Source organism: Saccharopolyspora hirsuta (genome assembly GCF_008630535.1).
GTDB lineage: Bacteria > Actinomycetota > Actinomycetes > Mycobacteriales > Pseudonocardiaceae > Saccharopolyspora > Saccharopolyspora hirsuta.
This window is the reverse complement of record NZ_VWPH01000021.1, coordinates 61,744-87,124: the sequence shown is the minus strand read 5'-3', so window position 1 is coordinate 87,124 and position 25,381 is coordinate 61,744. Positions and strand designations below refer to the sequence as shown.

Below are 25,381 nucleotides of genomic sequence, written 5' to 3'. Positions count from 1 at the left end.
ACCTGCTCAACGGTGAGGGATGAGGTATGGGACGAGATGCGTTCGTCGAATGGGAGCGGCGTTTCGGGCGCGGCGAAACCGGGCTGCTCCAACGGCTGCACGACGCCGTGGCGCACAGCGGCCGGGTCGACCGGGAGGATCTGCGCACCATCGCCGAGGAGTTCCGGTGCCCGGTGGCGGCGGTGACCGGTGCTGCCGGGTTCTACGCGGACTTCGCCGGGGCGCACGGCACCCGGCACGTGCGGATCTGCGTGGGAACCTCGTGCTTCGTCTCGGCGGGGGATCACACCGCGCCGCTCGCGGAGGCGGCGCTGGGCGTCGCGCCCGGGCGCATCAGCGCGGACGGCTCGGTGTCGCTGGCCGGGGCGTACTGCCTCGGTTACTGCTACGCCTCCCCGACCGCGCTGGACGGGCACACCCCGATCACCGGTCCTGATCTCGGCGAGCGGTTGTTGTCCGCCGAGCATCCGGCGGCGGCACCGGCGGTCCCCTACCACGTGGCCAGCCGCGACGCCGTGGTGCTCGCCGGGCTGACGGAGGCGGAGCGCTCCTGGCAGGTGTGGCCGCGCGTGGTGACCGATGGATCTCCCGCCGCGGTTCGCGCCGAAGTGGCGTTGGCGGGGCTGCGGGGTCGAGGCGGCGCTGAGTTCCCGGTGGTCGACAAGTGGCAGGCCGCCGCCAACGGGCGGTCACCGAGGTTCGTGGTGGCCAACGGCGACGAGGGCGACCCTGGTTCGTTCTGCGACCGGCTGCTGATGGAGAGCGATCCCGATCGCGTCCTCGAAGGACTGGCGCTTGCAGGCTTCGCGACGGGCGCAAGCCGGGGTGTGGTGTTCGTGCGTTCCGAGTACCCGGTCGCCCTCGCACGGATGCAGGCCGCGGTCGAAGCCGCACGCGCCGCAGGACACCTGGGGCGCGGTGTGCACGGCTCGTCATTCGACTTCGACGTCGACGTCGTGCAGGGCGCCGGTTCCTACGTCGCGGGAGAGGAGACCGCTCTGCTGCACGCCCTGCAGGGGCTGCGCGGCAGTGTCCGGCCACGGCCGCCTTACCCGACCGAGTCCGGCCTGATCGGCCACCCCACTGCGGTGAACAACGTCGAAACCCTCGCCGCGGTGCCGTGGGTGCTACGCCACGGCGGCACCAGCTACGCCGAGCTCGGCAACCGGATCGAAACCGGCACCAAGCTCGTCTGCCTGAGCCAGCGATTCCGGCACCCCGGTGTGTACGAGGTCGAGTTCGGCGTCCCGCTGCGCTACATCGTCGAGACCCTGGGCGGCGGCCTCAAGCCCGGCTACCGACTGCGAGCCCTGCAGGTCGGCGGTCCCCTCGGGGGCTTCCTCTCCCCCGACGACCTGGACGTCCCACTGCTCGCCACCGCGCTCGCCGAGGCCGGTGTGGCGCTCGGGCACGGCAGTCTCGTCGCCATCGACGACCAGATCACCGCGCGGGAGCTGCTCCGGCACGTGTGGAGCTTCGCCGCGGCCGAGAGCTGCGGCGCGTGCACCCCGTGCCGCGTCGGGACACGCCGCGGCCGGGAGCTGGCCGCGAGATTCCCCACCAGCTCTGAACAGATCCTCGCGCAGCACGAGAAGTTGCTGGACGTGATGTCCACCGGAAGCCTGTGCGCCTTCGGCCGGGGCGTGCCCGCAGCGGTGCGCAGCCTGCTGCGCGTCTACCGGGACGAGCTCACCTCGGGAGATGCCTGATGCGCGTGTTCATCGGAGAGTCCGCTGTGGACGTTCCGGAAGGCGCCAGCTTGCTCGACGCCGTGCACGCCGCCAACCGCGAACTGCCCGCGCTCTGCCACGACGAGCGGCTGTCGCCGCGCGGGTCCTGCCGGACCTGCCTGGTGCGGGCGGACGGGCGCGTCGTGGCCGCCTGCACCGCGTCCGCCACCGAAGGCGTGCGCGTCAACCTCGACGATCCCGCCGCCAGGCAGGCCGCCAAGGGCGCGGTGGAGCTGATCGTCTCCGAACTTCCCGCCCGAGCTCTGGACGTCCCGCCCGAGCGCAGCGAGCTCGTCCGGGCCTGCACCCACTTCGGCATCACCGGCAGCAGCTTCTCCGGCGCCACGCACGACCGGGGTGTCGACCACTCCCACCCCTACGTCAAGCTCGACCGCGACCTGTGCATCGCCTGCGGCCGGTGCGTGGCCATGTGCGCCGAGGTCCAAGGCACCTTCGCCCTCGATCTCACCGGCCGCGGCTTCGACGCGGTCGTCACCGCCGGCGACGGCGGACCGTGGGTGTCCTCGCCCTGCGTCGGTTGCGGCGGGTGCGTGGACAGCTGCCCCACCGGCGCCCTGTCCGAGCCCGGCCTGCTCGATCCCCGCCCCACCACCGCGACGACCGCGACCACCTGCGGCTATTGCGGCGTCGGCTGCACCCTCGACGTCCACGTCCGCGACGGCGAGATCGCCGCGATCACCCCGGCGCGCGGTGCCCCGGTCAACCGCGGCCACGCCTGCATCAAGGGCCGCTTCGCGCACGCGTTCCACCGCGCGGACGACCGCCTCACGACCCCGCTGGTCCGCCGCGACGGCCACCTCGTCGAAACCACCTGGGACGACGCCATCGCCACGATCGCCGACCGGTTGTCCTCGACCAGGCAGCAGCACGGCCCGGACGCCATCGCCGTGATCTCCTCCGCGCGGGCGACCAACGAGGAGAACTACCTGGCGCAGAAGTTCGTCCGCACCGCCATCGGCACCAACAACATCGACAACTGCTCCCGCCTGTGCCACGCACCGTCGGCGGCCGGGCTCACCGCCTCCTTCGGCCTGGCCGGCGGCACCAACCCGCTCGACGACCTCGACCGCACCGACTGCATCCTGCTCGCCGGCGCCAACCCCACCGAAGCCCACCCCGTCGTCGGAGCCCGCATCAAACAACGCGTCCTATCCGGCGCGCGCCTGGTCGTCGTGGATCCCCGGCGGACCGAACTCGCCGCACTCGCCGACGTCCACCTGCAAGCCAGCCCCGGCTCCAACGTCGCGGTCTTCAACGGACTCGCCCACCTGCTGATCGACGAGGACCTCCTCGACCACGACTTCCTGGACCAGCGCACCACGGGTTTCGCCGAGCTCGCGGCACTGGTGCAGGACTACCCGCCGGACGTCGCCGCCGAGATCGCCGCAGTGCGGGCTGCGGACCTGATCAGCGCCGCGCGGCTGTTCGGGAGAGCGCACCATCCCGTCATCGTCTACGGCCTGGGCATCACCGAACACGCCCACGGCACCGACGGCGTGCGCACCCTGGCCAACCTGGCGATCCTCCGCGGCGCAGTCGGAACCCCGGGCTGTTGCGGGATCTTGCCGCTGCGCGGGCAGAACAACGTCCAAGGAGCCTCCGACATGGGAGCGCTCCCGGACGTCCTGCCCGGGTACCAGCCCGTCACCGACCCCGCGGTCCGCAACAGGTTCGCGGCTCTCTGGGGCCGCGCGGTGCCGGAGCGGCCGGGTCTGCGGATACCGCAGATGTTCGACGCGGCCATCGCAGGCGAGGTGCGGGCGATCCACGTCATCGGCGAGGACATCGTGCAGAGCGACCCCAACGCCACCCACGTCCGCGCCGCCCTGCGGTCCTGCGACCTGGTGGTCTGCCACGACGTGTTCCCGTCCCGAACCGCCGAGCACGCCGACGTCGTCCTCCCCGCCGCCTCGTTCCTGGAGAAGGACGGCACCTTCGTCAACTTCGACCGCCGCTTCCAACGAGTGCGCCCCGCCGTCGCACCACCGGGGAGCGCGACCAGCGACTTCGACATCCTGCACCGCATCGCCAACGCCATGGGCATCGACCTCGGCTGCCGCACCCCCTCCGCGGCGCTCGCCGAATGCGCCTCCCTGACCCCGGTCTTCGCCGGTGTCTCGCACCAGCGGCTCGACGCCGAAGGCCCCCTGCACTGGCCCTGCCGGGCACCCGATCGGCCGGGCGAGGCGGTGCTCCACCTCGACGGTTTCGCCACCCCGGACGGCCGCGCGGCGCTGGCCGCCCGCCCGTACCTGCCGCCCGGGGAACAACCCGACGGCGAATTCCCGCACCTCCTGATCACCGGTCGGCGACTCGTGCACTACAACACCGGGTCCATGACCCGCCGCACGCCGAACACCGAGCTGCTGCCCGCCGAAACGCTCGAACTCCACCCCGCCGATGCCGCGCACCTGCGCGTGGTGGACGGAGCGAACGTGACGGTCACCAGCCGGTGGGGGCGGGCCACCCTGACCGCACGCCTCACCCGGGACGTGGCGCCCGGCCAGGTGTTCGCGGCCTTCCACTTCCCGGACGCCGCCATCAACGACCTCACCTCGCCCCACACCGACGCCGCCACCGGCTGCCCGGAGTACAAGGTCACCGCCGTCCGCATCAGTCCCGGGCCATGACCGCGATCAGCTCATCGCCTTCGCCGCCCGTCCTGCGCGGCGGACGTTCGCGAAGCTGCACCGACGGCGCCCGGTTCACGGCGACATCGATCGCGCTGATGCGCAGCAGCCGAAGCGGAACGAGGAATGCTCGACGAGTCCTACCTGGACGGAGGCGGCCATCGAGGCCAGGCCAGGTCGTCGCGAGGGGTTCCGCGCACCACCGCACGTCGTCATTCGGTCTGGATCTTCCAACCCTCGCTTGCGAACAGTGCTCCGGCGAGCGCGCTGGAGATGAAGAACTCCGCTCCCTCGTTGAACATCAGGCACAGGACCGCGAGGAACACCGCTCCGATCCCCAGCGCTCTGCGAAGTGTCATCCACGCCCGAACCCTCGTGAACGGACGCACCTGCGTCATCTTCTGCGCGAACTCCGGGTCCGATGCGCAAAGCTCCCGCTCGATCTCGTCGAGAAGGCGCCGTTCGTGGCGTCGAAGCATCGCTCCTCCTCCGAGCTCAACCGGCCCGCGAGTCCGGACCCGTTGCGGATAGGGTTGCCGCACCGCGAGTCGGCCAACAAAGCAGATCGGCCCCTGCAGCACGGCGTCAGGCCCGCAGGACCGCGACGGGGCAGGGGGCGCGGTTCACCACGGCGTGGCTGACCGAACCGAGCAGAGCCCGCCGGATTCGCCCCCGACCATGACTGCCCACGACCAGCAGACCCGCCAGCTCCGCTTCGCGGAACAGCGCTCGAACCGGCCGCTCCGGGGTCACCGCACGCCGCACCGCCACGTCCGGGTACTGCTCGCCCCACCCGGCCAGCGCCTCGGCGAGCACCTCCTCGGCGTCACCGCGCACCTCGTGCCAGGGCAACTCCCACTGCTGCACGCGTGCGAACGGGTCCAGCGACAGATCGCTCCAGGCGTGCACGGCCACGAGCTCGCTGCCGTGGCGTGCGGCGAACTCGTAGGCGAAGCCGAGGGCGAGCGTGCTGGACGCGGAACCGTCGACGCCGACGACGACCGGCGCCGTGCCCGGGTCCTCCCGACCACCGCGGACCACGACGACCGGGGCGCCGGTGCGCCGCGTCAGCAACTCCGCCGAGGTCGCACCCAGCACCACGAACTCCGTCTCCGGTCGTGGCCCGCCGAGGACCAGCATCTCGGCGTCGGCCGCCAGCTCCCCGAGCACCTCGGCCGGATCCCCGAACGGCATGTCGCTGCGCACTTCGAGCGCCGCATCGATCTCACGGCACCTGGCGACCAGCACGGCGAGCTCCTGCTCCAGGACCTGCCGGATCGGCTCCCGCAGGTCTCCTTCACCCGGCACCATGATCGGGGTGCCCGCCTGGAACGGCCAGGCGAGCACGTGCACGAGCATCAACGGCCGGTGCCGGCTGGAGGCCTCCCGCGCCGCCCACCGGACCGCCCGCTGCGACGAATCCGACAGGTCGAACCCCACGACGACCGCCTTGCGGCTCGCTCGCGCCACGACAACCGCCTCCTCCGTCATCCGATGTCTTCCCGACCAGCCGCGGATCGTCGCCCCTCAGCCCAACACCGGATCGATGGCGTGCGCACCGCCGGACTCGGCCTCGGGTTCCACACCGGCAGGCACGACCAGCACCGGGCAGCGCGCCCGGTGGATGCAGCGCAATGCCGTGCTGCCCAGCACCGCATCCGCCACCCGGCCACGCCCGCGATCTCCCAGCACCAGCATCGCGGCGTGGGCCGACCGGTCCGCGAGGACGGCAGCGGCGTCGCCCTCGACGAGCTCGGCGTGGACCTCCGGGCTCGACGCCGCACCCATGCACTCGTGCACGAGGCGGGTCAGGTTCTGCCAGTGCTGCTCGCGCACGTGGTGCGGCGCCAGGTTCGGATACATCAGCAGCGGTCCGGGTCCGGCCGTGACCGCGTGCGATTCCCACACCTCGAGCGCGAACACCGGAACGCCGCGCCGACGTCCCTCCACCAACGCCCAGCGCAACGCCCGTGCGCTGGCAGCCGAGCCGTCCACCCCGACCACAAGCGGTTGTCGACTGGTCATGATGTCCGCTCACATTCCCGTCGTGGCCTGCGCCGCAGCAGTTCAGTGCTCCTGCTGAGTCCACTGTGGCCCGACGACCTCCCACTCCCGGCCCCACGCTCTGCCAGCACGCGCCCCAGCGGCAGCTCGAACGCAGGCGATCAGCGCGGCGCACAGCGCCTCACCGGTGAACAACGCCCCGGCGGTGGCCCCGGCAGCCGACGCCCGCAGCTGTCCTTCGCTCCGCGGTGCCGCTGCGAGGCGCTCGGCGTCGTCGACCCACACCGCGATCGCGCTGCCTACCGCGGCGCCTGTTTCCACATCGATCATCTGGACCCGTGGGGCCCCATCGGCACCGGTCCACCTCGCTTCGGCCCGGTACCGGGTCACCAGGAAATCGGGATTGACCCCCACGACCTCCCTGCGGGGCTCGGCGATCACGACGGCCTCCACCGGGTGCCTCGCGGTGCCGGCCTCCGCCAGCACGTCCGATTCGTAGGCAGCCCTGCCCCACGCGAGCGCCCCCAGCGGCACGGCGGTCACCGCCGCGACCACCAGACCGAGGATCAGGACGGCGGTGAGACGATCCCGGCAGCGCCGCAACGGATTCGGCTTCCGCCCCAACGCCTGGCCGAACCAACGAGCTTCGGCCGACAGCCAACCAACGCACATCACGTTCTCCCGAGGGCTGTTCGCTTCCAGGCTCGGTGATCCGACGGGATGCAATCAGGGCATTTCGTCACCGAAGGCCCGTGTTCCGCCGAGAGGGTGACTGCGGTCGGCTCGCGCGGACCTCCTCCGACCCCGAGCGCGGTAGAGCTCGTCGGCCGCCCACACCAGCACGGGGAAGGGCACCATCAGCGCGAGCGCCCAGGCAGGCGGTGGCGCGGTGCCGAAGACCGCCTGCAACGCGGGTGCGTAAACGATCGCGGCCGCGAAGCCCAACTCGAACGCATACCCCCCGAGCAGCAGCTTGTTGCTGGTCACCCCGACGTCGCGGAGTGCGGCGCGCTGGGTTCGGGACGCCATGGCGGTGCCGATCTGGCAGAAGACGATGCCGAGGAAGGTCACCGTGGTGGCCTGCCGGTACGCCTCGTGCAGCACCGGGTCGCCGACCACGTCCGCACCCGGTCGCCACCCGGCGGCCAGCAGCACCGCGAAGAACCCGAGCAGCACGAGCACGCCGGAGACCACGCCCATGATCCCCCACGCTCGCAGCAGCAGACGCCTGCTGACCACGCTCTCGGCGCGTCGCCGAGGTGAGCGGTTCATCAGACCGGGCTCAGCGCGTTCCCGCCCCAGCGCCAGGGCGGGCAGCGTCTCGGTGCCCAGGTCGATCGCCAGGATCTGCAGCACCGTCAGGGGCAGCGGGACCGCGCCGCCGGACAGGGCGAAGAGCAGGAACGGCAGGACCTCGGGCACGGCGTGGGCGAAGATGTAGAGGATGAACTTGCGCACGTTGTCGTAGACCCGGCGGCCTTCTTCGATCCCGCTGACGATGGTGGCGAAGTTGTCGTCGGTGAGCACGACGGTGGCCGCCTCGCGGGCCACGTCCGTCCCGCTGGCCCCCATCGCCACACCGAGGTCGGCCCGGCGCAGCGCTGGGGCGTCGTTGACGCCGTCACCGGTCATGGCGACCACGCGGCCGCAGTGGTGCAGCGCATCGGCGATGCGCAGCTTGCTCTCCGGCGCTGCCCGGCTGAACACGATCTCCTGACCGCTGGTCAGCAGTTCGTCCAGCTCGGCTTCGGGCAGCGCGTCCAGCTCCGGGCCCTCGACCACGCGGTGCGCACCGATGCCGACCTGGTGCGCGATCGCCGCCGCCGTACGGCCGTTGTCACCGGTGACGACGTGCACCCGGACCCCGGCCGAGTGGCAGGCTGCCACCGCAGCGGCCACCTCCGGTCGAGGCGGGTCGATCAGCCCGACCAGCCCGAGCAAGCACAGGCCGGATTCGGCCGCACCGCGGTCCGGAGGTTCCTCGGCGACGTCGCGCCGGGCAACGGCGAGCACCCTCAGCCCGCGGTCGGCCATCTCGCCCACCACTTCGACGGCCCGGGCGTGCGCCTGAGCCGTCACGGGCTGCGCACCCCCGGTGGCGGGCAAGATCGTGCTGCACCGGGCCAACACTTCCTCCGGGGCTCCTTTGACGTGCACGACCAGCCCGGACCCCACCCGGTCCACGGTCGTCATCCGCTTCAGGTGCGGGTCGAACCGGAACAACCGGGCCCGCTGCGCATCCCGCTGCCCGGTGTGGAGCGCGACGCCGCAGGACCGGGCGAACGCCAGCAGGGCCAGCTCCATCGGGTCGCCCGCGCCGGTGCGCTCGTCAGCCGTGGTGCACCGGGCCAGCGCGGTGGCGAACTCCTCGCGGGGAGCGGCTTCGGCACCGCGACCGTCCCGCGCCTCCACGACGCGCATGACGTTGCGGGTCAGGGTTCCGGTCTTGTCGGTGCAGATCACCGCAGTCGAGCCCAGCGTTTCCACTGCGGACAGCCGTTTGACCAGTGCTCCGCGCTGTGCCATGCCCCGCACACCGGCCGCCAGCGCGAGCGTGATCGTCGGCAGCAGGCCCTCCGGGACGTTGGCCACCAGCAGCCCGATGGCGAACAGGAACGCCTGAGCCCACGTCAAACCGGCGAACACCCCCAGCGGCAGGAACGCCGCGGCGACCCCAGTGGCCACCGCCGCGATCAACCACGCGACGCGCCGCACCTGCCGTTCCAGGGGGCTCTGCGCCAGCCGCACGCGCGCCGACAGCGCGGCGATGCGACCGAGCTCCGTGTGCCGACCGGTCGCGTACACGACGGCCTCCGCCACCCCCGCGGTGCACACCGTGCCGCTGAAGACCAGCACGGGCGAATCCACCGCTCGTCGTGCCACGTCGGGAAAATCCGCCGCACGTTGCACCGGGCTGGATTCACCGGTCAGCGCGGAGGCATCGACCTCCAGCGCACCGCTGAGCAGTCTGGCATCAGCCGGCACCCGGTCACCCTCACCGAGCAGCAGCACGTCACCCGGAACCAGCTCGGCGGCCAGCACCGATTGGACCAGCCCGTCCCGCCGCACCCGGCTGTGCTGCGGCAAGTACTCACCGAGCGCCTCCACCGCCTGCTCGGCCTGCTCCTCCTGCCAGAACGCCAGCGCCGCGTTGAGCACGATGACCGCCACGATCGCCCACGCCAGTTCGTGAGTACCGGCGATCCAGGCCAGCGCCGCTGCGACCCACAGCAACAGCGCCAGCGGATGCGCGCACTGCCGCAGCAACGCCGCCGGCCATTGCCGCGCGGCATGATGGGGCAGCGCGTTCGGCCCGTGGACCTCGAACCGCCGCTGCGCCTCCCGCGCGGTGAGGCCCTCCACCGCGGTCCGCAAGTCCCGGAGCAACCGCGTCGTCGACTCGCGCGGATCCACCGCCGCTGGCGCAAGGCCTGCACCGCCGGGCCGGACGTGGTGCGAATGTGCCACTACGGCCACTCCGGCGCGCCGCGGGTCTGCAGGGCGTCGTACGTCCTCGCCGGAGCGACGTCGGCCCCCGCCTGCTCCCCGGCGTCGAAGTCCGGTTCGAAGGCGAGATCGTCGACCGGGACGGACCGCGCGGCGACCTCCGGGGTGGTGATCTCAGATGACCGGATCCGCCTGCCGGTGTCGTTGTTCATCGGCCTCGCTCCCTGTCCTGGAGCCGATGTTGCGGTCGTTGCTCGGCGCCGCGCACCACGCCCGGCTCCGCCCGTGGTCATCTCCGCGCCCATCGGCAGGTTCAGGGGAACCAGCGTCCGCCCTCCGCACGGCTTGATGGATTGCCGTGCCCCAGCTGCGCGATGTCCCGCACGAGATCCACAGCGGTGAGCACCCCGCATACCTGCCCGCCCCGCATCACCAGGAGTGCATCAGTACCTGCCTCGATCATGCGCCGCGCGGCCACGGAACGGTCGTCCTCGGCATCCACGCGCGGCGCCGACGCCCGGCACAACGACACCACGGACACGGGTTCCCCCGGACGCTCAGCAGCGATGCCGAACAACAGGTCCGATGCGCTCACCAAACCCAGCACATCATCAGCGGCGACCACGGCGAGGTGGTGCACGCCGCGGCGATGCATCTCCTGCAGGGCTTCCATCGCGTCCAGCTCCGGGCGCACCGCGACAACCGGTGTGCTGGCGAGTTCGTTCGCGTTGCTCATGCCGAACTCCGATCCCCCTCCCAGTGCGGCGGCCCCGAGGTAGACCGTCACCCGTCCTTCGACACCCCCGCTAGGGGCCATGGTCACCACCGTGCCCGTCCCCGCTCCGTCAGGTGCTCGGCGGCGCACGCCACACCGCGACTCCCCCGCGCGACTGGCGACATGAACAGCCTCATCACGCCGGGCACCTTCCTACGGCCGCAGCCTCGTGGTCACCTCTCCCCGGCGTGTTCCCGCCCCAGGCGCGGGAGGTGTACTTCGAGGCCGCGTCGGCACCCCCGGCATCCGTCAGATCACGGCCGCTCGGCTGGCTAACGCGTCTTCCAGGCCGGAGTGCCGTTGGCCCCTGGTGAGCGGGATTCCCCCGGTGTTTCCTGGTCAGGAGGGGCCGGGAAAGGAGACCTGATGCGGTGGGCGCCCATCACCACGCAGCGTGCGCCGCACGTCGGCTCGAATCTGGACGACTACTGCGAGCGGGCCGGCGCCGAACTCGATCGGGTCGCGGCGCGCGAGCTGCTGCACAGGGCCGTTCCCGGAGCTGATCCGGACGCGCTGGGCGACCACGAGACCATCCTCGAAGCGACCGAACCGGGCTCGCCGGGCTTCCGCAACTTCGTCGAAGTCCTCGGCAACACCGTCGGCACCCGCACCGCGGAGGACGACTGCGCCAGCCTGCTGATGGTGGTCTCCGCGGTGGACTTCCCGCCGAGCCTTCCGGCGAGCTCGCCCGGACACTGCGAACTGGCCGGCTCATGACCGAACTGCGCTCCACCGAGCCCACCCGCCGCAGCGCCGCGCGCCGCCTCCGGCCTCGATTCGAGCCCGCGCTGCTCGCGCTGACCACCTGCGCACTGCTCGTCGGCGCGATCGCGTGGGCGGCCGGCGCCGCGAACATCGCCGATGCCGCGTGGATCACCGGGACGGTGGTCGCGATCCTTCCTGCGTTCACCTGGATGCTGCTCGCCCTGTGGCGCGGGCGCACCGGAGTGGACCTCATCGCGGTGCTGTCGCTGGGCGGGACCCTCGCGGTGCACGAGTACCTCGCCGGAGCGCTGATCGCGGTCATGCTCTCCTCCGGCCAAGCACTGGACTCCGCGGCTCAACGCAGAGCGACCCACGACCTGCGCGCGTTGCTGGAGCACGCACCGCGCTTCGCCCACCGGCAGGCCAGCGGATCTCTGGAAACCGTGGCCGTGGAGGACGTGCGCGCTGACGACGTGCTGGTGGTCGCCCCGGGCGAGTCGGTGCCGGTCGACGGGGTGGTCCGCAGCGGCGTCGCGGTCGTCGACGAGTCCGTGCTGACCGGCGAACCCGCCCACGTCGAGCGGGCGGCAGGCGAGCCGGTGCGCAGCGGAGTCGTCAACGCCGGGGCTGCTTTCGAGCTCCGGGCGAGCGCGACCGCAGCGGAGAGCACGTACGCCGGAATCGTGCGGCTGGCCGCGGAGGCCGGTGCCGAACGGGCTCCGGTGGTGCGGCTCGCCGACCGCTACGCGGCGTGGTTCCTCCCGCTGGCGCTGCTCCTGGCAGGAGGGGGCTGGCTGATCACCGGCAGCGCGGTGGGTGCGGTCGCCGTGCTGGTGGTGGCCACGCCGTGCCCGCTGCTGCTCGCAGTGCCGGTGGCCGTGGCATCCGGTATGTCCCGAGCATCCCGCATCGGCGTGATCATCCGGGATGGTGCGGCCCTGGAGAACCTGGGGCGGGCTGAAACCGCAGTGCTGGACAAGACCGGGACGCTGACCGCAGGGCGCCCGACGGTCCTCGACGTCGTCCCCGCACCTGGAGGTGACGCCGAGGAAGTACTCCGACTCGCCGCATCGCTGGACCAGATGTCCCAGCACGTCCTCGCGGAAGCCATCGTCACCCGCGCTCGCCGAGGAGGCTTGGCGCTGACGCCCCCGAGCGACGCATGGGAGCAGCCGGGTCGCGGCATGAGCGGCGTCGTCGGCGGCGAGCGCGTGGAAGTGGGCAAGCTCGCGGTGCCCGAGCACCGACCGAGCTGGGTCAACTCCGCGTTGAACCGGGCCATGCTCGACGCCGCCGCAATCGCCTGGGTAGCGCGCGAAGGTGAGTTGTGCGGTGCCGTGCTGCTGCGGGATCCGCTGCGCCGGGACGCGCCGCGCACACTACGCCGGTTGCGCAGCGCCGGATTGCGGCGTCTGATCATGCTCACCGGGGACCGTTCCGAACCTGCCAGCGAAGTGGCCGCCGTGCTGGGGCTGGACGGCGTGCACGCGGAGCAGACCCCGGCCGGGAAGGTGGCCCGCGTCCGCGCCGAGAGCGACGCATCGACCACGATCATGGTCGGCGACGGGGTCAACGACGCACCCGCTCTGGCCGCGGCCACCGTCGGCGTCGCGATGGGCGCGCGCGGCTCGACCGCATCGTCCGAGGCCGCCGACATCGTGCTCACCACCGATCGGCTGGACCGCCTCGCCGACGCCATGCTCATCGCCCGGGGTGCGCGGCGGATCGCAGTGCAGAGCGCCGCTGCGGGCATGGGCCTGTCGGTCATCGCCATGATGATCGCCGCTTTCGGCTGGCTCCCGCCGGCAGCGGGAGCGCTGCTGCAGGAGGGCATCGACATCGCCGTGATCGCCAATGCCCTGCGCGCGCTGCGCGCTGGTCGCCGCGACCAGATCACGGTGCCGCAAGGCACGGGAGCGCTGCTGCACCGCTTCGCAGCTGCGCAGGGCGCGCTCCGGGAAACCCTGCACCTGATCCGCGACACCGCTGACCTCATCTCGCTGGATCCCGGTTCCAAGGACTCGCTCGCCGCGCTGCGCCAGGCGCAGCAGTTCCTCGATCAGCAGCTCGTCCCCCACGAGAAGGCCGAGGACAGCCAGCTCTACCCGGCTCTCATCGGCCCGCTGGGCAGTTCCGAGGCGATCGCGACGATGAGCCGGGCGCACGCTGAGATCGAGCGGCTGGGCCGACGAACGGCCACCCACCTGCGGCTGGCGGAATCACGAGGGCACATCGAAGGCGACCAGGTGGCGGACCTGCTCGCCACCCTCTACGGCCTGTACGCGGTGCTCCGACTGCACTTCGCCCAGGAGGAGGAGAACTACTTCACACTCGCGGAGGCGCCACCGAACGCGGGCGAGCCCGGCGCTTGATCAACGTGCTCAGCTCCGGGCGAGCCCTTCGGTCCTGCGGCGCTTGGACGGAGATCGGCATGCTGGGCGCGATCCAGCAGCCGGTTCGCTCACCGAGTCCCGGATTCCCACGATCACCCGGCGTGTTCCACCAGGAGCCCCGGAGTCGCGAAAGGACGTGGGGTTGCCAAGGCGCCCCCGCCACCACGCATTTCCCATACGGGAGGTGCATCGAGGCCGATCGACCCTCCCGAACGGCGGCTGTACCGGGCAGAGTGGCGACCGTGGCCAACTCCGTCGCGGCGGATTCCTAGGGGAGGGCACGATGCAAGCCGGAGACGTCATGTCACGGCCGGTCGTCAGCGTCCGCGGTTTCGACTCGATCAGGACAGCCAGCGGGGTGCTGGCCGAACACGGTTTCACGGCCGCACCAGTCGTCGACGATGACGGCGTGCTCATCGGCATCGTGACCGAGGCCGACCTGATCAGAGAAACGATCACCCACGACCCCCGCAGCCGCGTCCGCGACGTCCGGACGGGCACACCGCCCACCCTCGTCAGCCAGATCATGACCAAGAAGGTGCGCGCCGCAGCGCCGGACACCGACTGCACCGACATCGCCGAAACGATGCTCAAGCACGACCTGCGCACCGTCCCCGTCGTGCAGAACGGGATCGTCGTCGGCATCGTCACCAGGCGTGACCTGATTCGGGGGCTCGCTCGTGACGACGCAGTGATCCGCAGCGACATCCTCCGCAACCTCGGCCGGTGCGGCGGATTCGAGCAGTGGCCGGTTTCGGTGCGCGATGGCGCGGTCATGATCACCGATCCGGTCGACGACCCGCACGCGCGCGAGGTCGCCCGGGCGGTGGCACTGGCCACCGAGGGCACCCGCCAGGTCACCGTGACCAAACCCCGGCCGCCCACCTGACTGCCGAACGTCCCTGAGACGGAGAGGGTGAAGCCATGCAAGTCGAGGAAGCCTTCCACCCCGGAACGCTCACCTGCGACGCGACGGATGCGCTCGCCGACGTCGCGCGGAAGATGATCGCTGAACGCGTCGGCGCGCTCGCCGTACTCGACGACGACGAGATCATCGGCATCATCTCCGAACGCGACCTCGTCCGGGCGATCGCGGAACAAGCCGACCCCTGGCAGACCACGGCCACGGCGTTCGCCTCCCATCAACTCGAAACAGCCGCCGTCGGGGAGGACACCCGGGACGTCGCGCGGCGGATGCTCGACGCCGGCGTTCGCCACCTTCCCGTCAAACGGGGCCCCGAGGTCGTGGGGGTCATCTCCATGCGAGACCTCCTGGCGATCGAGACGTGGCTCTGACCGGACTCCCGTCGGCTCGGACAGAGTGCCGTTGCCTCCAGCAGCTGTGGCGCCCGTGGCTTTGCCCGGTCAGGCAGGGGGAAGGGGCCTGTGATGCGGGCGGGAGACCATCACCACGGTCTCGCCTCCGCGGTGGTCAGCCCTCGACGCGCTCAGCAAGCCCTCTCACCACCTCGTGGCTTCGAGGTGGTGAGAGGGCGCGGAACCTGCTTCGGTCGAGTCAGCGAGGGGATGGGACAGCGGCCTGGGGCATCGGCTGCCACCGTTCGGCCAAGCGCTCTTCCAGCTCTGCCATCGTGGTGTACTCCAGGTCTTCCAGCGGCAACCGGTGCGGTTCGAACGGACCGTGGCGGCGCAGGTAGTCCATCACTTCGTTGGTCTGCGCCCTGGCGCGGTCGAACGAGGGGTCGTCGAAGAGGTCCCGCGGTCCGATCAGCATGCCGTCGTGGACCTGGAAACCCAGCGCGACCACCCGCGGCGGCCCGTCGAAGCGAGCGGGGTGCGCATCGCGGACGCTGACCGGCATCATCGGCGCGTGGTGCGAACCGCGCATGCACCCGCCGGCGGTGTAGGCGAAGGAGAACGGCTCCAGCACTTCGCCGAGCGCGGGCAGCCCGGACTGGCAGCGCACGATCATCACCGGGTCGTCCTTGCCCACGTACTTGCCCGCGATCAGCGACAACCGCTGGGTGGAGGTCGCCACCGCCTGCTCGTGCAGCGTCTTGGACTCCACCGAGTGGATCACGTACCGCGCGGGCGCGCCGATGAACATGAGCATCTCGTAGAGCTCGCGCGGGCAGTCGAACCAGATCCGCTTCTCCTCGTAGAGGTCGTAGACCTCGAACCGGAACCCGGCGTGCATCTTCGAGTCGATGACCAGCCCGGCCGTGTTGAACGGGTCCGCGAAGGCCTTGTACAGCGGGAGGTTCCACGCTCCCGGTTCGGTCTTGTCCGCCAGGAAGCACACCACCGGCTCGCTCGGGCGTTCGGTGAACTCCAGCTCGGCGTATCCCGGGCCCATGCCGCGCAGGTTCCCGCTGAAGGCGTCCGACAGCAGATCCTGACCAGCTCCGTACAGACCGAGCCGCTGGGCGATCCGGGTGGTCTGCCGGAAGACGTCCCAGGCGAAGGAGTGCACCGCCTCCGAGTCCGGGCCGTGTTCGTGGGTCATGATCAACGACAGGTCGTCACCGCAGCAGGCGCTCGCCCCGTCCACCAGGAGTCGATCGGCGACGGCGGTGTTCAGGGCTTCCTTGGCCGCGCTCACCATGTCCGGGTGCACGGCGGAATGGCCGACGAAACCACCTGTGTCGGCCTTGATGATGCTCAACGTAACCATCGCGACCTCCTGGCCGAGGATCCGGGACCACTCTCCGTCGCGCTGAACTCCCGCCACCAGGGCCGACCGGCCTTGTTCGCGGTGCACATCCGGGGTACCCGGGTACGGGGGTGTGAGCATGGCTGCGGATTTGCCGGTGTTCGTGGGGGTGGACGGCTCCGCGCATTCGGTCGGTGCCGCGATGTGGGCCGCCCGTGAGGCCGACCTGCTCCGTGCACCTGAGCTGCGTCTCGTGATGGCCAGCAGCGACCCGCTGCGGGACGACGAGGTATGGGAGACGGTGTCGGCCGTGGTGGACCGGTTGGTGAGCAGCCATCCGCGTCTGGAGATCTCGCCGGAAGTGGTGCACGGGTACCCGGCCGACGTCCTGGTGCGACGATCGAACGAGGCACAGCTGCTCGTCGTCGGCGCACGGGGGCACAGCTCGCTGAGCGCGATCCTGATCGGATCGGTCAGCACCAAGGTCGCCATGCACGCGCACTGCCCGGTCGTCGTCCGGGATCACCGCGACTCCGGCCCGGTCGCCGTCGGGCTGGACAATTCGCGGCACAGCCGCGCCGCGCTGGCATTCGCCTTCGACGCCGCGGCACGCCATGCGGCCGGGCTCGTGGCGGTGCACGTGTGGCGGGACGTCGGCTATGTCCCGAGCGTGCCCGCGCTGAGCCTGGAGATGACCGAGGTGCGGGAGGAAGCGCAACGAGTCCTCGTCCGGCAACTGGCCGGGTGGACCGAGCAGTACCCGGAGGTGCCGGTCCGCGAAGTCGTCCAGTGCGGACACCCGGTGGCCGAGCTGGCGGCGGCGTCCGTCGACGCGCGACTGCTGGTCGTCGGCCACCGCGGGAGGGGCGAGTTCCCCGGACTCCTGGGTTCGGTTGCCGCCGGCGTGATCCAGCACGCATCGTGCCCGGTGGCCGTCGTACGCGGCGAGTGCAGATGAGGAGGCGTCATGGTGGTGCCGGAACAACCCGTCCTGGCGGGCGTGGACGGGTCGGAAGGGTCGGTGAAGGCGGCGTACTGGGCGGCTGCGGAGGCCAGTCGGCGCAATGCCGGGCTGCAACTCCTGATCGTCAACGACGACCCAGCGCGGGCCGACCACGCGGAGCAGGCGGTACGCAAGATCGCGGCGAAATGCCGGGTGCACACCCCTGAGGTCGTGGTCACCGCAGAGGTCGCCACGGGCCATCCTGTCGAGGAACTGGTGCGCCGCAGCGCGCGAGCACAGCTGGTCGTCCTCGGCGCGCGCGGGCACGGCGGCTTCGCCGACGCCCTGCTGGGCGGAGTGAGCACCGGCGTGGCCACCCACGCGGCCTGCCCGGTGATCGTCGTGCGCAAGAACATCCCGACCACCGTGGGACCGGTGGTCGTCGGAGTGGACGAATCACCGTGCAGTCAGCAGGCCCTGCGATTCGCCTACGCCGCAGCCGCCCGGCTGCACGCCGAGCTGGTCATCCTGCAGGTGTGGCACGAGGAGGGGCTGCTCGCAGTGCCGCTCGCACCAGGTGACCGGGACCGCGTGCAGCATGAGATAGAGCAGGCGCTGGTGAAGCAGACCGCCCCGCTGCGCGAACAGTATCCGCAGGTCGCAACCCGTGAGGTGGTGCAGCGAGGCCACCCGGTGTCGGTCCTGACCGACTCCGCGCGTGATGCGCGGCTGCTCGTCGTGGGCCACCGAGGCAGCGGGGGTTTCGACGGCCTGTTCCTGGGCTCGGTGGCGGCAGGCGTGCTGCACCACGCCACATGCCCGGTGGCCGTTGTGCGCGATGCAGAAGGCACGGGCTGAGCCGACGGCACGAAATGGATGAGCTGCTAGACAGGATGAGAAGCCGATCGGGTCCGTGCACTTCAAGCCGCCGCTGCGCTTCCCCCCTCGGTGAACCCCCTGTGCTGGCCCGCAGCGGCGATTCAGGTGGCCATGGCCCCGCGCCTTTCCGGCGCGGAGGGTTTTGGCCGGGGATCTACCACGGGGGACGTAAGGGAATCGCGTCGCTTCAGTCGAGATTCTCGGCCAGCGCAACGATGATGCCCTCAGGTCCGCGGATGTAGCAGAGCCGGTGGCTGTCCTCGTACCGCACCAGCTCGCCCATGAGTTCGGCGCCATGGGACCGCAGCCGCGCGAGGACGTCCTCGATGTCCTCGACGGCGAACATGATGCGACGAATACCGAGGGCATTGACCGGCGCGTTCGGCTCAGCGGTGGTGGCCGCTGGGGTGTGGAACTTCATCAGCTCGAGTCGTCCGTGGCCATCCGGGGTCCGCACCACGGCCAGATCGCACCGGACGCCGTCGAGTCCGACGAGGCAGTCCACCTCTGAGCCGCCGACCGATGCCTCACCCTCGAGCTCTAGGCCGAGCTCTCGGAAGAACGCGATAGCAGCCGGAAGATCGTCGACAACCACGCCGATATTGTCCATCCGCTGGACCGTCATAAGTCTCTCCAATGTCGCGCGGCCCCCGTGGCCGCTCGTGCCTCTGGGACGAAGCCGCTGCCACATTCTCGACATCCGTGGCCGGAAAGGGCTATCGCTCCTGCGCCCATGCGAGTAGCCGAGTCAGTACCGGCACGGACTCCACGACGTCCTCATCAGGTGCCTCAGCCTCTCGGTCAGCCGCCACCCCGCGTCCCTGCGATCAGCGAACGGCATGCCGCACCTCCAGCAGGTCCTCGGCTCACACGGCGTGGGCCCCTCGGACGATCGCTACCGGGCTGTCGACGTGGTGCAGCACGCCGTTGGCCACCGAGCCAAGCAGCAGGCGCTCGAACCCGCCGATACCGCGGTGACCGACCACGAGCAGCTGGCTGTGCAGCGCGGCGGAGACCAGTTCCTCCACCGGATGCCCGAAGCGGACATCACCGCGGACCTCGACGCCCGGGTACTTCTCACGCCACTCCCCGAGTTCCTCGGCCAGTTCGCGCTGCGCGTCGTCCAAGCTGAACCAGGACGCCCCCGACGGGCTGTCCATCCAGGAGTACTCGGCGAAGATCGGTCGCCACACCCGCACCGCCACCAGTTCCTTCCGCCGCGCGGCAGCGGACTCGAAGGCGAAGCGCAGGGCTGCCCGGCTCGGCTCGGAACCGTCCACCCCCACCACCACAGGTCCGGGGGTGAAGCTGCTGCGGGCTTCGCGCACGACCACGACCGGGCACCGGGCGTGCATCGCCACGGCAGTGCTCACCGACCCAAGCACAGCTTCAGCGACGCGCCCGCGACCGCGCGAGCCGATCACGAGTAGCTGCGCACCACCGGAGACCCAGATGAGTTCCTCGATGGGGCGACCGTGCCTGATCTCCTCGAAGATCTCCGCACGCGGGCGCTCGCCGCGGCACCGGTCCGCCGCCTCGGACAGGAATTCCCACACCTCCTCATCCGCTCCCTGCTGAGCCACCGCCACCAGCCGGAGCGGTGCGTTCCGGAGATCGGCCTCCTCGCTCGCCCACAGCGCGGCCACCGAAGACTGCTCTGAACCGTCCATCCCCACCAGCACCGGCAAACCCTGTTCCGGCGTCATGACACGACCACTCCATCCGTTCCACCAAGCAGTGCCACCTGGGCCAGTGCGACCGGGTTGTCGCCACCTGCTGTGTACCCAGGTAGAGCAGTCCTGCGCAGCCGTCCGAGATGGCGCAATGCCAGCGACTGTTTCACCTGGCTGCGGCGCTCCCAGCACGATCACCACTCGGCTCACACGCGTGCAGTCACAGGCGCGGTTCAGTGCTCGTCGCCCGAGGCCGCTGTCGAGGTTTCGGAAGGACTCCCGGAAGGACCGACCTCGACCCGCACAGCTCGCCCCAGATCGGTTGGCTAGCCCCTTGCTTCGAACAGCCCTGCGACGGCGCGTCCGGCTGCCTCGCCTTCGCTCACGATGTCCGCCCAGATCCCGTCGGACTAGAGGATGTCGTCCGAGGCAGCACGTGACCGCACAGTTCTCACCACCAAGATTGCAACTCCGCTCGCGCCAAGAACGCGGTCACTCGCTTCCGAGCGCGGTCAACCGCCACCTTCCATCCAAGGTCCCACCGGATCACTGGAGAAGGGCCGAACGCCCCTGTACCGGGTCTCCAGCTTCATCAAATCCTTGTGAACGCACTCCTCTCGACGTTTTGAATCAGAGGACGGGGCACCGCCCGCAGGAGGTGGCGTAATGCGACAGGAGAAGAACCGCAAGCACATCGACCACGACGAAGACCCACCCACCCCCACTCCACGAGGTGCGAACCGCCGCCACGAGCTCGACGGCGCCGCCGAATCCCTCCTGGAGGAAATCGATGACGTTCTCGAAGACAACGCCGACGAGTTCGTTCGCTCCTACATCCAGAAGGGCGGGCAGTGACATACGGCCGCGAACCGCCGAACTGGAACATCAAACTCACGTGGTGATCATCGGGGGCTGCCGCGAACCTCGAGCTCGGCAACCGGACTGGTCGGAAGTGGAGGCGCAGAGCGGAGTCTCACATCGCCGCCGCATGGACCGTGGAAAAGTTGCAGAGTTCTCCGGAGCTGGGTTTCTTTCCAGAACGAGTGCGGATGCTCCTGGCGGAACAGACCGTCAAGAACTACGTTTCCCGTATGCTGGGCAAGCTGGGGGCGAGCGGCGAACGCGAGCAGCCGTGATCGCCACCGAACTCCACTACCACCATCGGCCCCACGATCGGCGCTGAATCCACGGCCACGGCAGGAGGTGGTACCTCCGCCGGACGTGCGCCAGCCGGTTCCGGCCAGCAGGATTCCTGAGTTGCCCGATCGAGGGCTCCGCTCGACAGCACCGGGCCATGGTTTTAGGAGTCCTTCGGCTCTCGTTCGGGCTTGCGCGCGAGTGCGAGGCTGGCCAAGTGGACTTGGCATGTGCGGAAACCGGGTGCGCTGGCTCGATGACGGCAAGGGGAGCTTGTTCGTCCGGGCCACCATCTCCCCCACCACGCGAAGTTGAACGCTGTTCGAAGAACGAACCCGTGATGCCGCGGGGCCCTGTTAGTTGTGAGGTGGGCATGTCGTGGATTCGCTGGCTCGCCGAGCTCGGTCTGGCGGACGTGCCCGTGGTGGGGGGCAAGGGGGCGAACCTGGGTGAGCTCACCTCCGCGGGATTCCCGGTGCCGCCGGGATTCGTCGTGACCGCCGACGCCTACCGGGCCTGCATGTCGGAGGCCGGCGCGCAGCCGGAACTCGACCGGTTGCTGGCCGAGGCGTGCGATGTCGTCGACGAACCCGACGCGCTCGGGGAGTGCTGCGCTCGGCTGCAGCGTTCGGTGCACCAAGCCGGTTTGGCGGGACCGGTGCGCGCGGCGGTGCTGGAGGCGTACACCGAGCTCGATGGCGACTGCCGGGTAGCGGTGCGGTCGTCGGCCACCGCGGAGGACGCTCCGGAGGTGTCGTTCGCCGGTGTCAACGAGAGCTTCACCAACGTTTCCGGCTCCGACGAGCTGGCCGCCAGGGTGATCGACTGCTGGGCGTCGCTGTTCAGCCCGCGCGCGATCGTCTACCGCTCCGCGCAGGGCGTGCGCGAAGCCCCGGCGATGGCGGTCATCGTGCAGCGGATGGTGGACGCGGACCGGTCCGGCGTGGCGTTCACCGCCAACCCGGCGAGCGGGGCGGACGACGAGGTGCTGGTGGAGGCCGGGTTCGGGCTCGGCGAATCCGTCGTCAGCGGTGCCGTGGAGCCCGACACCTACACGGTCCGCAAGATCGACGCCCGGCTGCAGCACGTCAACGTCGGCCGCAAGGAATTCAAGATCGTACGCGAGACCGATGGTCGGCAGGCCCGGGTCGCGGTGACGCCGGAGGAAAGCGATCAACGCGTGCTCAGCGACGGTGAGATCACCGATCTCACCCGCCTGCTGGCCCGGGTGGAGCACCACTACCAGAGCCCGCAGGACGTGGAGTGGGCGATCGCCGACGGCACGTGGTGGCTGGTGCAGTCGCGCCCGATCACCACTCTCCGCCACCGCCCGCCCGCCGAGGCGGGCTCGATCCTCGTATCGGGGCTCGGCGCGTCCTACGGAACCGCGTCGGGCGCGGTCCGGGTGATGCAGTCCCCCACCGAGGCCGGAGCACTGCTGCACGGCGAGGTGCTGGTCGCGCCCATGACCGCACCGGACTGGCTGCCGGCCATCCGCAAGGCGGCCGCGCTCGTCACCGACAGCGGCGGGATGACCTGCCACGCGGCGATCGTCGCCCGGGAGCTGGGACTGCCGTGCGTGGTGGGCACCCGCACGGCCACCACGACGCTCCACGACGGCATGCAGGTCACCGTTGACGGCGCGAAGGGCACCGTGGCAGAAGGCGCCGTCAGCACGCCACGCCAACTCACCAAGGTGGCTTCGCTCCCCGCAGTGTCCACGCCTGCCCCGGTCACCCGCATCTACCTCAACCTCGCGATGCCCGACCAGGCCGAACGAGCAGCTGCGCTGCCCGTCGACGGCGTGGGGCTGCTGCGCGCGGAATTCCTGCTCACCGAGGCGCTCAGCGGTGAACACCCCAGCCGCATGCTCGCTGCAGGGCGGGAAGCCGAGGTGACCGCAGCGATCGCGGAAGCGCTGACCACCATCGCGAAGGCGTTCTTCCCCCGGCCGGTCGTCTACCGCGCCGCGGACTTCCGCAGCAACGAGTTCCGCCACCTCACCGGCGGGGACGAGTTCGAACCGGCCGAGGACAACCCGATGATCGGCTACCGCGGCTGCTACCGCTACGTGCGCGATCCATCGTTGTTCCAGGTGGAACTCGCCGCCCTGGCTCGGGTGCGGGAGCAGAGCGCCAACCTGCACCTGATGATCCCGTTCGTGCGGACCCGCTGGGAACTGCAGAAGTGCCTGGAGGAGATCGACCGCAGCCCGCTCGGGAGCTCCACCGGGCTGCACCGGTGGGTCATGGCCGAAGTGCCCTCCGTGCAGCACTGGTTGCCCGAGTACGCGCGCATGGGCATCGACGGGGTCTCCATCGGCAGCAACGACCTCACCCAGCTCGTCCTCGGCGTCGACCGCGACTCCGAGGTGTGCGCACCGCTGTTCGACGAGTCCGACCCAGCGGTGCTCGACGCCATCGGCACCATCATCGGCGCAGCTCGCCGGGCCGGCATCAACTCATCGCTGTGCGGGCAGGCGCCGTCCAACGACCCGGCGTTCGCCGAGCACCTGGTCCGGCTGGGCATCACGTCCATCTCGGTCAACGCCGACGCGGTGCCCGCCGTGCGCCAGGCCGTGGACCTGGCCGAACGAAAGATCCTGCTGGAGGCGGCCCGAACCCGGCTCTGATCCGTCAGTCCCGCGGGAACAGCGGCTCGACCACTTCCGACAGCGGGCGGCGGGGGGTGAGCGGTCCGGGGAACTCGTAGGTCACCGGCCAGCCGATGCGGACGGCCAGCTGCGGCCAGCCGATCCCACCGAGGATCGCCTCCCGGACCTCGTTGCGGGAGGCGGCGACCTCGCCGACCTGGCTCAAGGTGCACGTCGCCAGGCGCTGTTCAGTTGCGCTGAGCAGCACCGCGCTCAACGCCTCGCCGGTGGTCAGCCAGTCGTCGAAGGTGTCGCCGCTAGTCGACAGCACCGCCAGCACAGCACCGTCGTCCAGGACCGGCACCGGCAGTTCCCCCTCCGCCACCAGCGCGAAGTCGCGTTCGGGCATGCCACGCAGGTGTTCGGCGGGCAGACTGCGCGCCGGAATCCCCTCCGCGGAGGCGTGCCGCCCCGCCCAAGCAGCGAGTTCCTGCTGGTACTCGGGCTGCCGACGCTGGACCGAACCGGCGTGCTCGATCGCCAGCTCCAGCTCCCGCCGCTCCCGGTCCCCCACCGCGAAGGTGAGCGTGCAGGACTCCAGCCGGGCCACCTCCCGCAGCGGTGCCAGGACCTCCTGCGGAACCGGGTCGGTCAGAAACGGGCGCCGGTCGCTGCGCCGCTCCGACGCCGCAGCCGCCAGCGTCTCCACGTGCGGGTCGACCCCGGCCAGTTCGGAGAACTCGATGGAGGCCAGGTGCTCCGGCTGCGCCGGGTTCGGCAACCGGTGTACCCGGGCCAGCCAGCCCTCGGCCGCGAACGCGATGCGGGCGTGGTTGAGCGCCGCGCCACAGCTGATCACCATCTCCCGCCCGGTCGGGTCGATCGTCGGCAGGAGCCGCGACGGATCCAGGTACAGGTGCGCCGAGTGCTCGGCCAGCTTCCACTTCCACGGCTGGCTGTTGTGCACCGACGGGGCCCGGCACGCCAGGGCGAGCGCCGTGCGCATCGTCGCCTGCGACGGGATCGTTCTTCGTGACATCGCGCCACTCCCCCTCGGTTCACCGCCTCCGCTGCCCCGGGTACCCGCGACGCACGGTGCGAAGCCGAGCGGCGCGAGGGAATCCGTCATCCGCTCTCGGCTTCTGGCCGACCCGCTCGTCTCGCCGCGGTGCGGAGGGTGGCACGCATGATGACCCGGACGAACGGCCGCACCGTGCGCCAGTACAGGGTGAAGATCCGGCGGGTGATCGGATCGTTGAGCGTCGTGCGGACGTCGTAGGTCGCCAGGCTGCCGCCGCGGCCGTAGGGCCGCACCGAGAACGCGGTCACGATCTTTCCCCGGCCGGGTTTGCCGTACTGCGCGAATTCCTCGGCCGAGACCTCCTCCATGCGCACGACCGGCGTCCAGAACCGCCCCACCGCGCCGAAGACAACCTCCCGTCCCGGCTGCTCGCCCAGCAGCACCAACTCGCCGCTGGTGCACAGGTCGTCGAAGGTGAGCCTGGTCGGTTCCCGCGGCGGGACGTGCCGTTCGATCCGCTCGGGCAACCCCCGGATCCGCCAGGCGAAATCCGCGATCCGCGAATGGATGTCGAGCAGATCCAGATTCCGCAGCGCCCGGTACATCTCCTCCGGCGGGGCATCGGTCACCACGTGCTCGACCGCACCGGCGTCGCAGCGCGGCGCGAAGTCGTCGATCGTCACCGAGTGCCCGGTGACCTCCCACGTCGCCGCATCGACATCGGAGGCATGCGTCCGCGTCTCGTCAGTCCTGTCACCCATGTGCTCGCTCCTCGCCTCGGTTCCAGAGGCTCTCCTGACGGTCGGACATCCGTCC

22 protein-coding genes are annotated in these 25,381 nt (G+C 70.7%); 10 read left to right on the top strand and 12 right to left on the bottom strand.

Annotated elements, in window-relative coordinates; translation table 11 throughout:
- Window positions 1-26: 26 nt before the first annotated feature.
- Together F1721_RS33215 and fdhF are read left to right on the top strand one after the other, a co-directional pair.
- Window positions 27-1,709, top strand: coding sequence for an NADH-ubiquinone oxidoreductase-F iron-sulfur binding region domain-containing protein (locus tag F1721_RS33215; protein ID WP_150070808.1), 1,683 nt, complete (start codon window positions 27-29; stop codon window positions 1,707-1,709).
- Window positions 1,709-4,381: a formate dehydrogenase subunit alpha gene (fdhF, locus tag F1721_RS33210; RefSeq protein ID WP_150070807.1), complete on the top strand. Its 2,673-nt coding sequence runs from the start codon at window positions 1,709-1,711 to the stop codon at window positions 4,379-4,381. The genes F1721_RS33215 and fdhF overlap by 1 nt, the downstream gene beginning before the upstream one ends.
- 212 nt (window positions 4,382-4,593) lie before the next feature.
- Here fdhF and F1721_RS33205 read toward each other — a convergent pair whose 3' ends face one another.
- The 7 genes from F1721_RS33205 to F1721_RS33175 form a co-directional block, all read right to left on the bottom strand.
- Window positions 4,594-4,860, bottom strand: a complete 267-nt coding sequence (locus F1721_RS33205; RefSeq protein WP_150070806.1) for a DUF3040 domain-containing protein — start codon at window positions 4,858-4,860, stop codon at window positions 4,594-4,596.
- Window positions 4,861-4,966: 106 nt separating this feature from the next.
- Entirely contained in the window at window positions 4,967-5,851 is an 885-nt protein-coding gene (locus F1721_RS33200; RefSeq protein WP_246155493.1) for a universal stress protein, read from the bottom strand.
- Window positions 5,852-5,908: 57 nt separating this feature from the next.
- Complete coding sequence (locus F1721_RS33195) at window positions 5,909-6,406, bottom strand: universal stress protein (RefSeq protein WP_150070804.1); 498 nt, start codon at window positions 6,404-6,406, stop codon at window positions 5,909-5,911.
- A 42-nt stretch (window positions 6,407-6,448) separates the two neighbouring features.
- Window positions 6,449-7,057: an Rv1733c family protein gene (locus F1721_RS33190; protein ID WP_150070803.1), complete on the bottom strand. Its 609-nt coding sequence runs from the start codon at window positions 7,055-7,057 to the stop codon at window positions 6,449-6,451.
- Between the two features lie 54 nt (window positions 7,058-7,111).
- On the bottom strand, window positions 7,112-9,853 hold the full coding sequence (locus tag F1721_RS33185; protein ID WP_150070802.1) for a cation-translocating P-type ATPase: 2,742 nt from the start codon (window positions 9,851-9,853) through the stop codon (window positions 7,112-7,114).
- A complete protein-coding gene (locus F1721_RS33180; RefSeq protein WP_150070801.1) occupies window positions 9,853-10,044 on the bottom strand; it encodes a hypothetical protein in 192 nt (63 codons plus the stop codon). The genes F1721_RS33185 and F1721_RS33180 overlap by 1 nt, the downstream gene beginning before the upstream one ends.
- A 101-nt stretch (window positions 10,045-10,145) precedes the next feature.
- Window positions 10,146-10,568, bottom strand: coding sequence for a CBS domain-containing protein (locus F1721_RS33175; protein ID WP_150070800.1), 423 nt, complete (start codon window positions 10,566-10,568; stop codon window positions 10,146-10,148).
- A gap of 405 nt (window positions 10,569-10,973) precedes the next feature.
- On the opposite strand from F1721_RS33175, the gene F1721_RS33170 reads away from it, so the two are divergent.
- The 4 genes from F1721_RS33170 (at window position 10,974) to F1721_RS33155 (ending at window position 15,001) form a co-directional block, all read left to right on the top strand.
- Window positions 10,974-11,324, top strand: coding sequence for a hypothetical protein (locus F1721_RS33170; protein WP_150070799.1), 351 nt, complete (start codon window positions 10,974-10,976; stop codon window positions 11,322-11,324).
- Window positions 11,321-13,684, top strand: a complete 2,364-nt coding sequence (locus tag F1721_RS33165) for a heavy metal translocating P-type ATPase (protein WP_150070798.1) — start codon at window positions 11,321-11,323, stop codon at window positions 13,682-13,684. The genes F1721_RS33170 and F1721_RS33165 overlap by 4 nt, the downstream gene beginning before the upstream one ends.
- A 322-nt stretch (window positions 13,685-14,006) precedes the next feature.
- Complete coding sequence (locus tag F1721_RS33160; RefSeq protein WP_150070797.1) at window positions 14,007-14,594, top strand: CBS domain-containing protein; 588 nt, start codon at window positions 14,007-14,009, stop codon at window positions 14,592-14,594.
- Window positions 14,595-14,629: 35 nt separating this feature from the next.
- Window positions 14,630-15,001, top strand: coding sequence for a CBS domain-containing protein (locus F1721_RS33155; protein ID WP_150070796.1), 372 nt, complete (start codon window positions 14,630-14,632; stop codon window positions 14,999-15,001).
- A gap of 220 nt (window positions 15,002-15,221) precedes the next feature.
- Here F1721_RS33155 and fbp read toward each other — a convergent pair whose 3' ends face one another.
- The gene (gene fbp / locus F1721_RS33150; protein WP_150070795.1) at window positions 15,222-16,340 is read right to left on the bottom strand and encodes a fructose-1,6-bisphosphate aldolase/phosphatase; all 1,119 of its coding nucleotides are present in this window, start codon (window positions 16,338-16,340) and stop codon (window positions 15,222-15,224) included.
- Window positions 16,341-16,458: 118 nt separating this feature from the next.
- On the opposite strand from fbp, the gene F1721_RS33145 reads away from it, so the two are divergent.
- Both F1721_RS33145 and F1721_RS33140 read left to right on the top strand, forming a co-directional pair.
- Window positions 16,459-17,277 carry a universal stress protein gene (locus F1721_RS33145; RefSeq protein WP_150070794.1) on the top strand — a complete coding sequence of 273 codons (819 nt, stop codon included), beginning with the start codon at window positions 16,459-16,461 and terminating at the stop codon, window positions 17,275-17,277.
- 9 nt (window positions 17,278-17,286) lie between these two features.
- A complete protein-coding gene (locus tag F1721_RS33140) occupies window positions 17,287-18,120 on the top strand; it encodes a universal stress protein (protein WP_211840731.1) in 834 nt (277 codons plus the stop codon).
- Between the two features lie 208 nt (window positions 18,121-18,328).
- On the opposite strand, the gene F1721_RS33135 is transcribed toward F1721_RS33140, so the two are convergent.
- Window positions 18,329-18,766 carry a VOC family protein gene (locus F1721_RS33135; RefSeq protein ID WP_150070793.1) on the bottom strand — a complete coding sequence of 146 codons (438 nt, stop codon included), beginning with the start codon at window positions 18,764-18,766 and terminating at the stop codon, window positions 18,329-18,331.
- A 241-nt stretch (window positions 18,767-19,007) separates the two neighbouring features.
- Window positions 19,008-19,847, bottom strand: a complete 840-nt coding sequence (locus F1721_RS33130) for a universal stress protein (protein WP_150070792.1) — start codon at window positions 19,845-19,847, stop codon at window positions 19,008-19,010.
- A 633-nt stretch (window positions 19,848-20,480) separates the two neighbouring features.
- Between F1721_RS33130 and F1721_RS33125 the strand changes: the two genes are divergently transcribed.
- Window positions 20,481-20,669, top strand: coding sequence for a ubiquitin-like protein Pup (locus F1721_RS33125; protein ID WP_150070791.1), 189 nt, complete (start codon window positions 20,481-20,483; stop codon window positions 20,667-20,669).
- A gap of 655 nt (window positions 20,670-21,324) precedes the next feature.
- Entirely contained in the window at window positions 21,325-23,583 is a 2,259-nt protein-coding gene (ppsA, locus tag F1721_RS33115) for a phosphoenolpyruvate synthase (protein ID WP_150070790.1), read from the top strand.
- 4 nt (window positions 23,584-23,587) lie between these two features.
- On the opposite strand, the gene F1721_RS33110 is transcribed toward ppsA, so the two are convergent.
- A complete protein-coding gene (locus tag F1721_RS33110; protein WP_211840730.1) occupies window positions 23,588-24,583 on the bottom strand; it encodes an Acg family FMN-binding oxidoreductase in 996 nt (331 codons plus the stop codon).
- A gap of 86 nt (window positions 24,584-24,669) precedes the next feature.
- Window positions 24,670-25,326, bottom strand: a complete 657-nt coding sequence (locus tag F1721_RS33105) for a hypothetical protein (protein ID WP_246155490.1) — start codon at window positions 25,324-25,326, stop codon at window positions 24,670-24,672.
- Between the last annotated feature and the right edge of the window lie 55 nt (window positions 25,327-25,381).

What these genes read in the sequence shown, in the direction of transcription:
- F1721_RS33215 (WP_150070808.1), top strand. Translation starts at nt 27, where the DNA reads ATGGGACGAGATGCGTTCGTCGAATGGGAGCGGCGTTTCGGGCGCGGC.
- fdhF (WP_150070807.1), top strand. Translation starts at nt 1,709, where the DNA reads ATGCGCGTGTTCATCGGAGAGTCCGCTGTGGACGTTCCGGAAGGCGCC.
- F1721_RS33205 (WP_150070806.1), bottom strand. Translation starts at nt 4,860, where the DNA reads ATGCTTCGACGCCACGAACGGCGCCTTCTCGACGAGATCGAGCGGGAG.
- F1721_RS33195 (WP_150070804.1), bottom strand. Translation starts at nt 6,406, where the DNA reads ATGACCAGTCGACAACCGCTTGTGGTCGGGGTGGACGGCTCGGCTGCC.
- F1721_RS33190 (WP_150070803.1), bottom strand. Translation starts at nt 7,057, where the DNA reads ATGTGCGTTGGTTGGCTGTCGGCCGAAGCTCGTTGGTTCGGCCAGGCG.
- F1721_RS33180 (WP_150070801.1), bottom strand. Translation starts at nt 10,044, where the DNA reads ATGAACAACGACACCGGCAGGCGGATCCGGTCATCTGAGATCACCACC.
- F1721_RS33175 (WP_150070800.1), bottom strand. Translation starts at nt 10,568, where the DNA reads ATGAGCAACGCGAACGAACTCGCCAGCACACCGGTTGTCGCGGTGCGC.
- F1721_RS33170 (WP_150070799.1), top strand. Translation starts at nt 10,974, where the DNA reads ATGCGGTGGGCGCCCATCACCACGCAGCGTGCGCCGCACGTCGGCTCG.
- F1721_RS33165 (WP_150070798.1), top strand. Translation starts at nt 11,321, where the DNA reads ATGACCGAACTGCGCTCCACCGAGCCCACCCGCCGCAGCGCCGCGCGC.
- F1721_RS33160 (WP_150070797.1), top strand. Translation starts at nt 14,007, where the DNA reads ATGTCACGGCCGGTCGTCAGCGTCCGCGGTTTCGACTCGATCAGGACA.
- F1721_RS33155 (WP_150070796.1), top strand. Translation starts at nt 14,630, where the DNA reads ATGCAAGTCGAGGAAGCCTTCCACCCCGGAACGCTCACCTGCGACGCG.
- fbp (WP_150070795.1), bottom strand. Translation starts at nt 16,340, where the DNA reads ATGGTTACGTTGAGCATCATCAAGGCCGACACAGGTGGTTTCGTCGGC.
- F1721_RS33145 (WP_150070794.1), top strand. Translation starts at nt 16,459, where the DNA reads ATGGCTGCGGATTTGCCGGTGTTCGTGGGGGTGGACGGCTCCGCGCAT.
- F1721_RS33140 (WP_211840731.1), top strand. Translation starts at nt 17,287, where the DNA reads ATGGTGGTGCCGGAACAACCCGTCCTGGCGGGCGTGGACGGGTCGGAA.
- F1721_RS33135 (WP_150070793.1), bottom strand. Translation starts at nt 18,766, where the DNA reads ATGACGGTCCAGCGGATGGACAATATCGGCGTGGTTGTCGACGATCTT.
- F1721_RS33130 (WP_150070792.1), bottom strand. Translation starts at nt 19,847, where the DNA reads ATGACGCCGGAACAGGGTTTGCCGGTGCTGGTGGGGATGGACGGTTCA.
- F1721_RS33125 (WP_150070791.1), top strand. Translation starts at nt 20,481, where the DNA reads ATGCGACAGGAGAAGAACCGCAAGCACATCGACCACGACGAAGACCCA.
- ppsA (WP_150070790.1), top strand. Translation starts at nt 21,325, where the DNA reads ATGTCGTGGATTCGCTGGCTCGCCGAGCTCGGTCTGGCGGACGTGCCC.
- F1721_RS33110 (WP_211840730.1), bottom strand. Translation starts at nt 24,583, where the DNA reads ATGTCACGAAGAACGATCCCGTCGCAGGCGACGATGCGCACGGCGCTC.
- F1721_RS33105 (WP_246155490.1), bottom strand. Translation starts at nt 25,326, where the DNA reads ATGGGTGACAGGACTGACGAGACGCGGACGCATGCCTCCGATGTCGAT.